Source organism: Priestia sp. YIM B13552, assembly GCF_042787775.1.
Taxonomy (GTDB): Bacteria; Bacillota; Bacilli; order Bacillales; family Bacillaceae_H; genus Priestia; species Priestia megaterium_E.
This window is the reverse complement of record NZ_JBHZOU010000001.1, coordinates 906,983-919,219: the sequence shown is the minus strand read 5'-3', so window position 1 is coordinate 919,219 and position 12,237 is coordinate 906,983. Positions and strand designations below refer to the sequence as shown.

At 38.7% G+C, this 12,237-nt stretch carries 14 protein-coding genes; 13 read left to right on the top strand and 1 reads right to left on the bottom strand.

Annotated features, from left to right (window positions below):
- Positions 1–133: 133 nt before the first annotated feature.
- From ACFX40_RS04495 to ACFX40_RS04485, 3 genes are all read left to right on the top strand, one after another.
- A complete protein-coding gene (locus ACFX40_RS04495; RefSeq protein ID WP_013081930.1) occupies positions 134–889 on the top strand; it encodes an IclR family transcriptional regulator in 756 nt (251 codons plus the stop codon).
- Positions 890–921: 32 nt separating this feature from the next.
- On the top strand, positions 922–1,749 hold the full coding sequence (locus ACFX40_RS04490; protein WP_075421316.1) for an aldo/keto reductase: 828 nt from the start codon (positions 922–924) through the stop codon (positions 1,747–1,749).
- Positions 1,750–1,870: 121 nt separating this feature from the next.
- Positions 1,871–2,632 carry an SDR family oxidoreductase gene (locus tag ACFX40_RS04485; protein ID WP_377254277.1) on the top strand — a complete coding sequence of 254 codons (762 nt, stop codon included), beginning with the start codon at positions 1,871–1,873 and terminating at the stop codon, positions 2,630–2,632.
- A 93-nt stretch (positions 2,633–2,725) separates the two neighbouring features.
- On the opposite strand, the gene ACFX40_RS04480 is transcribed toward ACFX40_RS04485, so the two are convergent.
- The gene (locus ACFX40_RS04480; protein ID WP_102813440.1) at positions 2,726–3,181 is read right to left on the bottom strand and encodes a MarR family winged helix-turn-helix transcriptional regulator; all 456 of its coding nucleotides are present in this window, start codon (positions 3,179–3,181) and stop codon (positions 2,726–2,728) included.
- Positions 3,182–3,533: 352 nt separating this feature from the next.
- Here ACFX40_RS04480 and ACFX40_RS04475 point away from each other — a divergent pair, with 352 nt between their 5' ends.
- From ACFX40_RS04475 to rbsC, 10 genes are all read left to right on the top strand, one after another.
- The gene (locus tag ACFX40_RS04475) at positions 3,534–4,172 is read left to right on the top strand and encodes a biotin/lipoyl-containing protein (protein ID WP_013055624.1); all 639 of its coding nucleotides are present in this window, start codon (positions 3,534–3,536) and stop codon (positions 4,170–4,172) included.
- A 42-nt stretch (positions 4,173–4,214) separates the two neighbouring features.
- On the top strand, positions 4,215–5,840 hold the full coding sequence (locus ACFX40_RS04470) for a DHA2 family efflux MFS transporter permease subunit (protein ID WP_028407633.1): 1,626 nt from the start codon (positions 4,215–4,217) through the stop codon (positions 5,838–5,840).
- An 18-nt stretch (positions 5,841–5,858) separates the two neighbouring features.
- Positions 5,859–6,389 carry an NAD(P)H-dependent oxidoreductase gene (locus ACFX40_RS04465; protein WP_014461382.1) on the top strand — a complete coding sequence of 177 codons (531 nt, stop codon included), beginning with the start codon at positions 5,859–5,861 and terminating at the stop codon, positions 6,387–6,389.
- Between the two features lie 8 nt (positions 6,390–6,397).
- Positions 6,398–6,820: a hypothetical protein gene (locus ACFX40_RS04460; protein ID WP_060744913.1), complete on the top strand. Its 423-nt coding sequence runs from the start codon at positions 6,398–6,400 to the stop codon at positions 6,818–6,820.
- A gap of 163 nt (positions 6,821–6,983) precedes the next feature.
- Positions 6,984–7,409, top strand: a complete 426-nt coding sequence (locus ACFX40_RS04455; protein WP_013055628.1) for a MarR family winged helix-turn-helix transcriptional regulator — start codon at positions 6,984–6,986, stop codon at positions 7,407–7,409.
- A gap of 116 nt (positions 7,410–7,525) precedes the next feature.
- A complete protein-coding gene (locus ACFX40_RS04450; protein ID WP_208756053.1) occupies positions 7,526–8,515 on the top strand; it encodes a LacI family DNA-binding transcriptional regulator in 990 nt (329 codons plus the stop codon).
- Positions 8,508–9,386 carry a ribokinase gene (rbsK, locus tag ACFX40_RS04445; RefSeq protein ID WP_028407636.1) on the top strand — a complete coding sequence of 293 codons (879 nt, stop codon included), beginning with the start codon at positions 8,508–8,510 and terminating at the stop codon, positions 9,384–9,386. Before ACFX40_RS04450 ends, rbsK begins: the two co-directional genes overlap by 8 nt.
- On the top strand, positions 9,387–9,776 hold the full coding sequence (gene rbsD, locus ACFX40_RS04440) for a D-ribose pyranase (protein ID WP_013055631.1): 390 nt from the start codon (positions 9,387–9,389) through the stop codon (positions 9,774–9,776).
- Between the two features lie 14 nt (positions 9,777–9,790).
- Positions 9,791–11,272 carry a sugar ABC transporter ATP-binding protein gene (locus tag ACFX40_RS04435; protein ID WP_050689236.1) on the top strand — a complete coding sequence of 494 codons (1,482 nt, stop codon included), beginning with the start codon at positions 9,791–9,793 and terminating at the stop codon, positions 11,270–11,272.
- A 1-nt stretch (position 11,273) separates the two neighbouring features.
- The gene (gene rbsC / locus ACFX40_RS04430) at positions 11,274–12,233 is read left to right on the top strand and encodes a ribose ABC transporter permease RbsC (RefSeq protein WP_025749709.1); all 960 of its coding nucleotides are present in this window, start codon (positions 11,274–11,276) and stop codon (positions 12,231–12,233) included.
- The last annotated feature ends 4 nt before the right edge of the window (positions 12,234–12,237 follow it).

Genomic DNA, 12,237 nt, shown 5'->3' with positions numbered 1-12,237 from the left:
GATTAAGAAGAACAATTACGTTATGTATTCTCTTATATAGGGAAAATAACTTAGTTTAGTTTCCTTATTTGATACGATAAAGAGCTTTGTTTTATAATAAAATTGTTGTTCGGATAAAAGGAGGAAGAAGGGCATGTCCGAGGTTGGAACTTTAAAAAAAGGATTAGATATCTTCTCTTTGCTTTTAAACCGTCCGAATATGACTATTCCAGAAATGATGGAAGCGCTCGGTTTTAATAAGAGTACGATGTATCGTCTTGTGAGCACGCTTGAGCAAAACGGATTTATTGTAAGAAACCCGTCTAATCGCTATACGGTTTCACCGCAACTGGTGCTGGCACTCGTGCAAAATACGATGCATACGAACTATGAAATGAATTGGCTCTCTGTTCCTGCTATGCAGAAGCTGAGTGAAGAGACCAAAGAGACCATTTATGCGGGAATTCTCCATCATAAACAAATGGTTACAACTCAGGTGGTTAACGGGCAATATAGCACTCGTACGCATTCTGAAGTAGGAAATAAAAAGCCGCTTCATGCAAATGCTATTGGAAAGTGTATTCTTGCTTATCAAGAGGACAGCGTACAAAAATCTATTCTTCATGAACTTTCGCTTGAAGCTTATACAGATCGAACGATCACCGAGCTGGACGAGCTTGAAGCTGATTTAGCTTTAAGTAAGGAAAGAGGATATGCTGTCGACGATGAAGAACGGGAGCCGGGCGTTCGCTGTATTGCAGCCCCTATTTTCAGAAAAGGAAAAATAATGGCGGCTATTGCTTTATCAGGTCCATCCTTTCGTATTTCACAAGAGAAAGACGAAGAACATGCTGCACTTGTTAAACAGTGCGCAGAACAAATTTCACAAGCAATTACTCTTTACGAATAATTCAATAGTAAAAAAAGGGGATGAACAGCAACATGGAAAACTTACAGTCAACTACGACCTTAGCAAACGGCGTTAAAATGCCTTGGTTAGGTTTAGGTGTTTATAAAGTAGAAGATGGTCAAGAAGTTGTAGATTCAGTTAAATATGCAATCAAAGCTGGATATAAAAGCATTGATACGGCTAAAATTTATGAAAATGAAGAAGGCGTGGGACAAGCGATCAAAGAATCAGGTGTTTCTCGCGAAGAACTGTTTGTTACATCAAAAGTGTGGAATGCAGATCAAGGATATGACACAACTATTCAAGCGTTTGAAACAAGCTTAAACAAGCTAGGGCTTGAATATTTAGATTTATACTTAATTCACTGGCCAGTTGAAGGCAAGTATAAAGATACGTGGAAAGCACTTGAAAAGCTTTATAAAGACGGGAAAATTCGTGCAATCGGCGTATCGAATTTCCAAGTACATCATTTGGAAGACTTGATTGCAGATGCAGAAGTCAAGCCGATGGTAAACCAAATCGAATTTCATCCACTTTTAACACAAACAGAAGTGCGTGAATACTGCAAAAAACAAGGAATCCAAGTGGAAGCATGGTCACCGCTTGCACAAGGTGAGCTGCTTGATAACGAAGTGTTAACTCAAATTGCTGAAAAGCACGGAAAATCAACTGCTCAAGTTATCTTACGTTGGGACTTGCAAAACGAAGTAGTAACTATTCCTAAGTCAACAAAAGAACATCGTATTATCCAAAATGCAGACGTATTTGATTTTGAATTAAATGCAGATGAAGTTGAAAAAATTAACGCATTAAATCAAAATCATCGCGTAGGTCCTGATCCGGATAACTTTGACTTTTAATTTTAAAGCAAGACTAAAACGTCTTGTAAGATAAATAATAAACAAAGCGCTATTGTCATTCATGCAGTAGCGCTTTGTTTATTAAAAAATAAATGTGATGGTTGAACGAGGAGGAAAAGTAATGAAGATGTCAGGAAACACTATTTTAATTACGGGCGGAGCGTCTGGAATTGGGTTGGCACTTGCAGAACGATTTTTAAATGAAGGAAATGAAGTTATTATTTGTGGAAGAAGGGAGTCAAAGCTGCAAGAAGCAAAAGAAAGATTCCCTTCAGTACATACAAAAGTGTGCGACGTATCAATAGAAGAAAGCAGAGTAGAGCTAGTAAAATGGGCGACTGAAAGATTCCCGAAATTAAATGTTATTGTGAATAATGCAGGCATTCAGCAGCGCGTAAATCTTTTACACATGCACAAAGAGTGGCAGTATTACGAAAAAGAACTAATGAGTAATGTAAGTGCTCCTATTCATTTAACGTCGTTATTGATTCCTCATTTCGTTCAGCAAGAAGGTGCTGCGGTTATTAACGTTACTTCCGGGCTGTCTTTAACACCTGGAGCATGGGTGCCAATCTACAGCGCAACAAAAGCGGCATTAAGGTCGTTTACGATTAGTCTAAGACATCAATTAGAAGAAACAAATACCGAAGTGATAGAAATTCTTCCTCCAGCCGTGAACACGGATTTGGGAGGACCGGGACTTCATACATTTGGAGCACCGCTTGATGACTTTGCCGATTCGATATTTGAAGAATTGAAAAAAGGTAAAATCGAAATTGGCTATGGAGACAGCGCTAAGAGGCTTCATGCTTCCAAAGAAGAAATTGAGAAAGCTACAGCACAGGCTTGGAGTGGATTTTTGAAAAATAATCCTGAATTTTAAAGACAGCAAACAAAAAGCTTCCTAAACTCGTCAATAGTAGCGGGTCATAAAAAGCGTGTGTCCATAAAATAAATGAACACACGTTTTTTAGCATTAACGATCTACAGTTTGTCTAATTCGTTTTTCCATTTTTTCAAGCATGCGGAGGTACTCATCCTGTTCTTCAGGAGTTAGAGCAAAAAGCATGTCTTGCCAAAATAAATTCCGCTGCTCAATTACATAGTTCACTAATGTTTCGCCAGCCTCTGTTAAGGATATCCATACAATTCGGCGGTCTTTTTGGTCACGTACGCGCTTAATGAGTGCATCAGCTTCTAATTGATTTAATAAAATGGTAGTAGCCCCGGAGGTTAGCTTTAGATTTGAAGAAATTTCGGCTACCATACGTTTAGAGCTGACTCCAATGAATTTTAGAATTAAAAATTTCGTAATGGTCAAACTATAGGGCTGCTCACTGATTTTATCTTCCAAGAGCTTTCGCTTGAGTTCAAATAATGAGGTTTTAACTTGGTCAAGTTTTTCTAGTTTATCTATTAACTGCTGATCCATTATAATCACCTTTTCTTTATCATTATAGGTGTTAAACAATTGCTGCTAGTTACCTATTGTGGTTTATGTATATAGGGAGTTTGTTCCAAAAAAAGAAGCTGTTTTTGTGTATAACCCTATGCTTATATATCTAACTTTAAAGTAAAGTAAAGTACTTGTAAAGAAACCAAAACTTTTAAGTTGTATTTCAGTTAAAGATGTAGTAAAGTATTCAGTCGGGAAAACTTTATGAAACATAAATGTTTAGTTTTAAAAATAAATTAAAATCAAAGTTATTTACAACTAAATATCTTTGTGATAAAGTTATCTAGCGTAATACTTAACTGAATGAAATATTAAGGAGGTAAAATAAATGTCAAGAGGGCGTTTAATTTTAATGAACTTTATCGGAATTATTGTAGTATTAGCTTTAATTATTGGTGGGGGATACTATTATATTCAAAAATCTAATTATGTATCCACAGACAATGCAAAAGTGTCCGGCGACCTTTATACAGTAGTAGCGCCAGCAGCAGGTAAAGTAGCAAGCTGGAACGTTGAAGAAGGTAAAGATGTTTCAAAAGATGATGAGGTAGCTAAAATCCAATCAGAAGATGGAGAAAAAACAGTTACAGTACCAGAAGACGGTAAAATCATTAAAACACAGGTAAAAGAAAATCAAATGGTTCAAGCTGGTCAACAAATTGCTAGCGAAGTAGATATGAATAACTTATTCATCATTGCAAACATTAAAGAAGACAAATTAAAAGATATTGAAGCTGGCGATGACGTTGATGTAACAGTTGACGGAGATACTAAAACAACAATCGATGGAAAAGTAGAAGAAATCGGTTATGCAACAAACTCAATTTTCTCATTAATGCCAAGTTCTAATTCAGACGGCAACTATACGAAAGTATCACAAACAGTTCCTGTTAAAATCTCTATTTCTAACTACTCTGAAAACGTACTACCAGGTATGAACGCAGAAGTTAAAATCTCTAAAAACTAAGAACGTACATGATTAAGAAGAGAAGAAAGGAGGAAGGAACTGATGTCAGCAAACACGATACAACCAGAGGAAAGCTCAGTTAAAAAGCATATTCCGCTGCTAGTCGTACTTATGCTTGGATTGTTCTTAGCAATTTTAAACCAAACGCTGCTAAATGTTGCGATCCCGCATCTGATTACAGAGTTTGGCGTTACAGCTAATACGGCACAGTGGTTGCTTACAGGATACATGCTTGTAAATGGTGCACTTATTCCATTATCAGCCTATTTAATTGAACGTTTTGGAGTTCGTCGCTTATTCTTATTTGCAATGGCCTGCTTTACAATAGGGGCACTTGTCTGCGGAATTGCGCCGACTTTCTCGATTATGCTAATCGGACGTCTTGTTCAAGCAGTCGGAGGCGGAGTGCTAGCACCTCTAGTTATGACCATTATCGTATTTATTTTCCCTCCTCATATGCGCGGAAAAGGAATGGGTATCTTTGGTTTAGCCATGATGTTCGCTCCGGCAATTGGACCGACGCTTTCAGGATGGGTTATTCAAAACTATGACTGGCACATTTTATTTACGGGAATGGTGCCACTAGGTGCGCTCGTATTTATTATTGCAGCTTTTAAATTAAAAGATATTAAACCACCTCAAAATGTAAAAGTAGATCTAATTTCTGTGTTTACATCTCTTGCAGGTATGGCTTTACTTCTATACGGCTTCAGTGAAGCTGGAAACGATGGCTGGACGGATTCAGTTGTATTGTCAACGATGATTGGCGGTATTGTCTTATTAATCATCTTTGTCGTGCAGCAGCTTCGACTTAAGAGTCCATTACTTGATGTGAGAGTATTTAAATACAGTATTTTCTCATTATCTAATATCATTAGTATTGCCATTACAATTAGTATGTATGCTGGTATGTTCTTATTGCCAATTTACTTGCAAAACATTCGTGGCTATTCAGCATTTGATTCAGGTTTATTAATCTTGCCCGGTGCACTTGTTATGTTAGTTATGTCACCAATTTCTGGTACGCTGTTTGATAAATTAGGACCGCGTCCACTAGGGATTGTCGGGATGTTGATTACGGTTGTAACAACATTTGAATTTACAAAATTAACGCTTGAAACACCGTTTAGTCATATTGTTATTATTTATATGATCCGTGCATTCGGTATGTCATTATTGATGATGCCAATTATGACGGCTGGTTTAAATCAGCTGCCGGCAAAATTAAGCAGCCATGGTACATCAATGGCGAACACGCTTCGTCAAGTGAGTGGTTCAATCGGTATCAGTTTAATGACTACAATCTTTACAAATCGCACAACATATCATGTGAATGAAATGAGCAGTTCCATGACTACATCCGATCCATTCTTTATGAATAACTTCCAGGCATTTGTGCAAAAAATTGCTCAAACGCTTCACCTTTCTCAAACAGAGGCGCAAAAACAAGCTTTAACAACATTAGCTGGAAAAGTTCAAGCGCAAGCAACTGTGCAAGGAATTAACGACGCGTTTTATTGGACAGTTATTATTGCCATTATTGGATTGATTTTAAGTTTCTTCCTACGTGATGTTCGTAAAGATGCAGTAGTAGAAGTAGAAGAGACAGAAAAAGAAACAACAGACGATATTCGTATGTTACCGGCACCAAAAGATATGAACTCATAAGCAACGGAGGGATAAAGGATGAAAATTTGTATCGTATATGATAGTGAAGGCGGACATACAGAGGCATTAGCAAAAGCGATTGCTTCTGGCGCCGAGCTGTCTGGAGAAGCAACTGTATATGTAAAGCATGTAGAAGAAGCAGATGTACGTGAACTGCCTGAAATGGATGCTATTATTTGGGGCTGCCCAGGGCATTTTGGAACAATCAGTTCAGGGTTAAAAACGTGGATTGATAAATTAGGTTATTTATGGGCAGAAGGTAAATTAATTGATAAAGTAGGTGCGGTGTTCTGTACAACAGCTACAACGCACGGTGGCTTAGAAGCAACGCTTTTAAATTTAATCACACCGATGCTTCATCAAGGAATGGTTATCGCTGGCTTACCAGGTAACATTCCAGAAAATGCGCTGTACGGTACTTATTACGGTGTGGGAATTACTTGTCCAATCGAAGGTGACGAATTATTAACAGAGAACGACCAAGCGCTAGGTAAAGCGTTAGGAGAACGTGTTGTTCAAGTGACTAAACGAATGACACAAGGACAGTAGGTGACAGTATGTTAGGTATTTTACTGATCGTTGTAGCTGTGATTCTGGTTGTACTAATTATTACAATGAATGCTAAAGCATCATCTTCTAAGCGCCAGCGTACAGTTCCACCTAAAAAAGAAGCGGCTGCTTCAAATGCTCCTAAAGAGCCAAAAGTAGAAGAGAAAAAAGTGGCAGAAAAAAAACCTGCAACACCAAAAGAAGCACCAAAAGAAGAGCCAAAAGAGCCACAGGCCAAGACGGAAACGAGAACATCTAGACATAAGAAAGAAAAAGATGTCATGAACGATGATATGTATCGTCAAGTGCTGCAAAAGTTTAGAGAAGGCGAAAAAGACGACACGGTTTTTACAAAAGAAGAACGTGACGTTATGAATGATGACGCTTTTCGTAAGGCTTTAAGATCGTTTAAGAAAAACGATAGTGAATGAGTTTCTTCTATTGTAATAGTACGGAATAAAATAGATAGAAAATAGGTTATAAGTATTCCGCGAAACCAGCCGCTCTCCCCAGGCTAGGTTTTGCTTGGAGTGCAGCAGGGGGCTGACATGTTAACCATCGACTCCCTGATTATAAGAAAGGGGACGTCAAAACATGGAACAGCTCACATTTATTGAAGAGGTCCAGAGAATTTCGATATCCCTTAACAAAAAGGTAATGACAGAGATAAAAGAAAGGTTACTTTCACAAGGGATTACACCTTTTCAATATCATATCTTATTAATTATCGGTAAGTGCAGTCACATTGGAGTAACCAAGCTGGCAGAAGAGATGCGCGTCAAGCCTAGTGCAATTACTCCTGTTATTAATCGTTTAATAGACTTAGAGTTAGTTTCACGCTATCACTCTAAAGAGGATCGCCGCAAAGTAAACATTGAGTTAACAGCTAAAGGTGAACAAGTGATTGAAGAAGCAAATGAAATTGTGCAAAAGATGATTGCTCATTTCTTTTCTTGCTATGAACCGAAAGATCAAGAGCAATTTTTGAAATTATTTAAGAAACTAGACGCTAATATCTAATGAAAGAAAAATCACTTCTTAATGAAGTGATTTTTTTTAATAAAAAGATTGTCAACTTCACTTTTCCATGTTATCATTTGTGTAAACGGTTACATATATGAAGGGAGGGAAATAAAGTGGTAACAATTCGCGATGTAGCAAAAGAAGCAGGCGTGTCCGTTGCTACCGTTTCGCGCGTTTTAAACAGTACAGGATATGTAAAAGAAGACACGCGTGTGCGAGTAATGAATACAATTCAAAAATTAAACTACAGCCCTAACGAGGTAGCCCGTTCGCTTTATACACGTGAATCTCGTTTGATTGGTCTCTTGCTTCCAGACATTACAAACCCTTTTTTCCCTCAGCTTGCACGAGGAATAGAAGATGAAGTACATAGCCATGGATTTCGTTTAATTCTTGGCAATAGTGATGAGCAGTTAGAGAAAGAATTAACTTATCTCCAAACGTTTACGCAAAACCATGTAGTAGGGATGATCACGGCAACAACAAGTCTAGCTCAGAAACTATATGAAGGTCTTACATTTCCCGTCGTGTTTTTAGATAGAAGTTCTGATCAGTATCCATCCGTTTATGCTGATGGTTTTGAAGGTGGAAAACTTGCTGCAGAAGAAATAATCAAAAGAGGAAGTAAAAGAATTACACTTATCAAAGGTCCAGTAAATGTAAAGCCTGCTCAGGAACGTTTTCAAGGCTCTCTGTCTGTTTTGAGTCAGTCTGATGTAGACTTTTACGTATTAAATACAAATTCTCTAGCGTTTGACGATGCGCAGAAATGGGCAAAGGAAATCTTTCAAAAGTACCCTGAAACGGACGGGATTATTGCAAGTAATGACATTGTAGCCACAGCCGTTTTACACGAGGCGTTTCGATTAGAAAAAAGCGTGCCTGATGATCTACAAGTAATTGGTTTTGATGATATTCCGCAAAGCCGCTTTTCGTTTCCAGCGCTGTCTACAATTCGTCAGCCTGCTTATGAAATGGGCAAGCAAGCAGCAGGTCTGTTAATAAAATGCATTAAGAAAGAACCTTTAATTCAAAAGCAAGTACAACTACCCGTTACGTTTATTGAACGAAATACGACACGAAAGGTTGAGGAACATGGCTAAAGTAACTGTGATTGGAAGTTCATCAATGGATTTAGTAGTAACATCAAATATTCGTCCTGGAGCTGGAGAAACAGTATTAGGAGAATCATTCAAAACCGTTCCGGGAGGAAAAGGAGCGAACCAAGCTGTTGCAGCAGCCCGTCTTGGAGCTGATGTGAGTATGATTGGGTGTGTGGGCGAAGATCATTACGGAAAAGCAATCCTGGAGAATTTCAAATCAAACGGTGTATCTGTGGAAAATGTGAAACCGGTTACAGATTCAGATAGCGGAACAGCGCACATTATACTCGCTGAAGGAGATAACAGCATTGTAGTCGTCAAAGGAGCAAACGATTATATTACTCCAGACTACGTGGAAAAAGCAAAAGAAAAAATTAAAGAAGCGGATATCGTACTTATTCAGCAAGAGATTCCAGAAGAAACGGTTGAATATGTTGCTGAGCTTTGTCAGGAACTTAAAGTACCGCTTTTGTTAAATCCGGCGCCTGCAAGACCATTAAAAGCAGAAGTGATTGAACAAGTTTCTTACATCACTCCAAATGAACATGAAGCAGAGCTTTTATTTGAAGGAAAAGAAAAAGAAGAAGTATTAAAACAGTATCCAAATAAATTGTTTATTACAGAAGGAAAACAAGGTGTGCGCTATTTTAACGGCAAGAAAGAAGTATTGGTTCCTTCTTATCAAGTAGAAACGATTGATACAACAGGAGCAGGAGATACATTTAACGCAGCGCTTGCTGTGGCACTTGCCGAAGGAATGGGTTTTGAAAAAGGAATTCAGTTTGCTAATCGCGCAGCTTCGCTATCCGTCACTAAATTTGGTGCACAAGGCGGTATGCCGACTCGCAAAGAAGTGGAGGAGAGTCTGTAAATGAAACGTCACGGAATGATTAACAGTCATATTACGAAAATACTAACAGATCTAGGTCATACAGACACTATTGTCATTGCAGATGCAGGGTTACCTGTTCCGAGTGATGTGCCTAAAATTGATTTATCTTTAAAGCTAGGAGTGCCTAGCTTCGAAGATGTAGTAGTAGCTGTGTTAGAAGATATGGCTACAGAAAAAATAGTGATTGCTTCTGAGATGAAAGAAAGAAATCAAAAGGCTTACGAGTTGATGGAAAAGCAAAACATCTTAGTAGAAGAAGTATCGCATGAACAATTAAAAATGCTGACAAGCAAAGCGAAAGTTGTGATTCGTACAGGAGAAGCAACTCCTTATGCAAACTGTATTTTACAAGCGGGAGTTATTTTTTAAAAGAGGTGAACAGCATGCATATTGCAATGAGAGGGATTCATAAAGCCTTTGGAGCAAACCGTGTACTAAGAGGCGTGGATTTTGAATTACATGAAGGTGAAGTTCACGCACTAATGGGGGAAAATGGAGCGGGGAAATCTACGCTGATGAATATTTTAACCGGCCTTCATAAAAAAGATGAAGGGCAGATTCTGATTGATGGCAAAGAGACGTATTTTCAAAATCCAAAAGAAGCAGAACAAAACGGAATTACCTTTATTCATCAAGAGCTGAACGTTTGGCCTGAAATGACGGTGCTTGAGAACTTATTTATCGGCAAAGAATTAAAAACGCCTTTAGGTTTTTTAAAAACAAAAGAAATGAAAGCGTTAGCAAAGAAGCAGTTTGAAAAATTAGCTGTGACCATTCCTCTTGATCAAGAAGCGGGACTTTGTTCTGTCGGACAGCAGCAAATGATTGAAATAGCCAAAGCGCTGATGACGAATGCAAAAGTCATTATCATGGATGAGCCAACCGCAGCGCTTACTGAGAGAGAAATTCAAAAGTTATTTGACGTAATTAATGCGCTGCGAAAACAAGGTGTATCGATTGTGTATATTTCACATCGTATGGAAGAGATTTTTGCTATTTGTGATTCCATTACGGTCATGCGTGACGGACAGACGGTAGACAAAAAGCCGATTCCAGAAACCAGCTTCGATGACGTGGTTCGCAAAATGGTAGGAAGAGAGCTAACCGATCGATTTCCTGCTAGGACATCTCCTAAAGGAGACGTTGTATTTGAAGCAAAAGGCTTGGAGAGAAAAGGTGTATTTCATGACGTTCATTTTTCAGTGCGATCAGGAGAAATTGTCGGTGTTGCGGGGCTAATGGGAGCTGGCAGAACCGAAATTATGCGCGCTATCTTCGGGCTTGATCCATTAGAAAAAGGCGAAATTATATTAAATGGCAAACGGGTCAGTATCACAAAGCCCGACCAAGCCATTAAATTAGGTCTCGGGTTCATTACAGAAGATCGTAAAACAGAAGGGCTCGTCCTGGATTTTTCTATTCGAGAAAATATTGCGCTTCCAAGTCTATTCAGCTTTTCGCCAAAAGGCTTTATTGAACAAAAAAGCGAGCAGCAATTTGTAGATTTACTTATTAAACGTTTAACGATCAAAACCGAGTCGTCTGAGACGAGTGCGGGTAACTTATCGGGAGGCAATCAGCAAAAAGTAGTGATTGCCAAGTGGATTGGCATTGGACCAAAAGTGCTGATTTTAGATGAACCAACTCGAGGAGTTGACGTCGGGGCAAAGCGTGAAATTTATCAGCTTATGAATGAACTGACAGACAGAGGCGTGGCTATTATCATGGTGTCTTCAGAGCTTCCGGAAGTGCTCGGCATGAGCGATCGCATTTTGGTTGTGCATGAAGGAAAAATAACGGGTGAACTGACAAGTGAAGAAGCAACTCAAGAAAAAATTATGACATTTGCAACAGGAGGTCAGTAAAATGAAAGCAAACACAGCGATAAAAGAAAATCGCGTTGATAACGTGATGCAAAAGCTAGGTCCGTTACTAGGTCTATTTATTCTTATTGTCATTGTATCGATTTTAAATCCAAGCTTTTTAGAACCTTTAAATATTTTAAACTTGCTGCGTCAAGTAGCCATTAATGCCTTAATTGCATTCGGTATGACGTTTGTCATTTTAACAGGCGGAATTGATTTATCGGTTGGCTCTATACTTGCTTTATCAAGTGCGTTAATGGCAGGTATGATTGTGTCAGGTGTAGATCCTATTTTAGCTATTTTAATAGGATGTGTGTTAGGAGCTGTAATGGGTATGATTAACGGCTTGCTTATTACAAAAGGAAAAATGGCGCCGTTTATTGCAACGCTAGCGACGATGACAATTTTTAGAGGGTTAACGCTTGTTTATACAGATGGAAATCCGATTACGGGCTTAGGCGAAAACTATTACTTCCAGTTATTTGGCCGCGGCTATTTTCTAGGTATTCCTGTTCCGGCAATTACGATGGTACTAGCGTTTGCTGTCCTATGGGTGATTTTGCATAAAACGCCGTTTGGCCGCAGAACATATGCAATCGGGGGAAATGAAAAAGCAGCATTTATTTCAGGAATTAAAGTACCAAAAGTTAAGGTTATGATCTACTCACTAGCAGGATTATTGGCAGCGCTATCAGGAGCGATTTTGACTTCTCGTTTGAACTCTGCTCAGCCAACGGCAGGTACGTCTTACGAGTTAGATGCTATCGCTGCAGTAGTACTGGGTGGAACAAGCCTTTCTGGAGGACGTGGACGCATTGTTGGAACGTTAATTGGTGCGCTGATTATCGGAACGTTAAACAACGGTTTGAACTTACTCGGCGTTTCGTCATTTTACCAGATGGTCGTAAAAGGAATTGTTATTTTAATCGCGGTATTAATTGATCGCAAAAAGTCAGCTTAGGAGG

Coding starts and splice junctions, on each gene's coding strand:
- ACFX40_RS04490 (WP_075421316.1), top strand. CDS start 922: ATGGAAAACTTACAGTCAACTACGACCTTAGCAAACGGCGTTAAAATG.
- ACFX40_RS04470 (WP_028407633.1), top strand. CDS start 4,215: ATGTCAGCAAACACGATACAACCAGAGGAAAGCTCAGTTAAAAAGCAT.
- ACFX40_RS04485 (WP_377254277.1), top strand. CDS start 1,871: ATGAAGATGTCAGGAAACACTATTTTAATTACGGGCGGAGCGTCTGGA.
- ACFX40_RS04455 (WP_013055628.1), top strand. CDS start 6,984: ATGGAACAGCTCACATTTATTGAAGAGGTCCAGAGAATTTCGATATCC.
- rbsD (WP_013055631.1), top strand. CDS start 9,387: ATGAAACGTCACGGAATGATTAACAGTCATATTACGAAAATACTAACA.
- ACFX40_RS04480 (WP_102813440.1), bottom strand. CDS start 3,181: ATGGATCAGCAGTTAATAGATAAACTAGAAAAACTTGACCAAGTTAAA.
- ACFX40_RS04435 (WP_050689236.1), top strand. CDS start 9,791: ATGCATATTGCAATGAGAGGGATTCATAAAGCCTTTGGAGCAAACCGT.
- ACFX40_RS04495 (WP_013081930.1), top strand. CDS start 134: ATGTCCGAGGTTGGAACTTTAAAAAAAGGATTAGATATCTTCTCTTTG.
- rbsC (WP_025749709.1), top strand. CDS start 11,274: ATGAAAGCAAACACAGCGATAAAAGAAAATCGCGTTGATAACGTGATG.
- rbsK (WP_028407636.1), top strand. CDS start 8,508: ATGGCTAAAGTAACTGTGATTGGAAGTTCATCAATGGATTTAGTAGTA.
- ACFX40_RS04465 (WP_014461382.1), top strand. CDS start 5,859: ATGAAAATTTGTATCGTATATGATAGTGAAGGCGGACATACAGAGGCA.
- ACFX40_RS04460 (WP_060744913.1), top strand. CDS start 6,398: ATGTTAGGTATTTTACTGATCGTTGTAGCTGTGATTCTGGTTGTACTA.
- ACFX40_RS04475 (WP_013055624.1), top strand. CDS start 3,534: ATGTCAAGAGGGCGTTTAATTTTAATGAACTTTATCGGAATTATTGTA.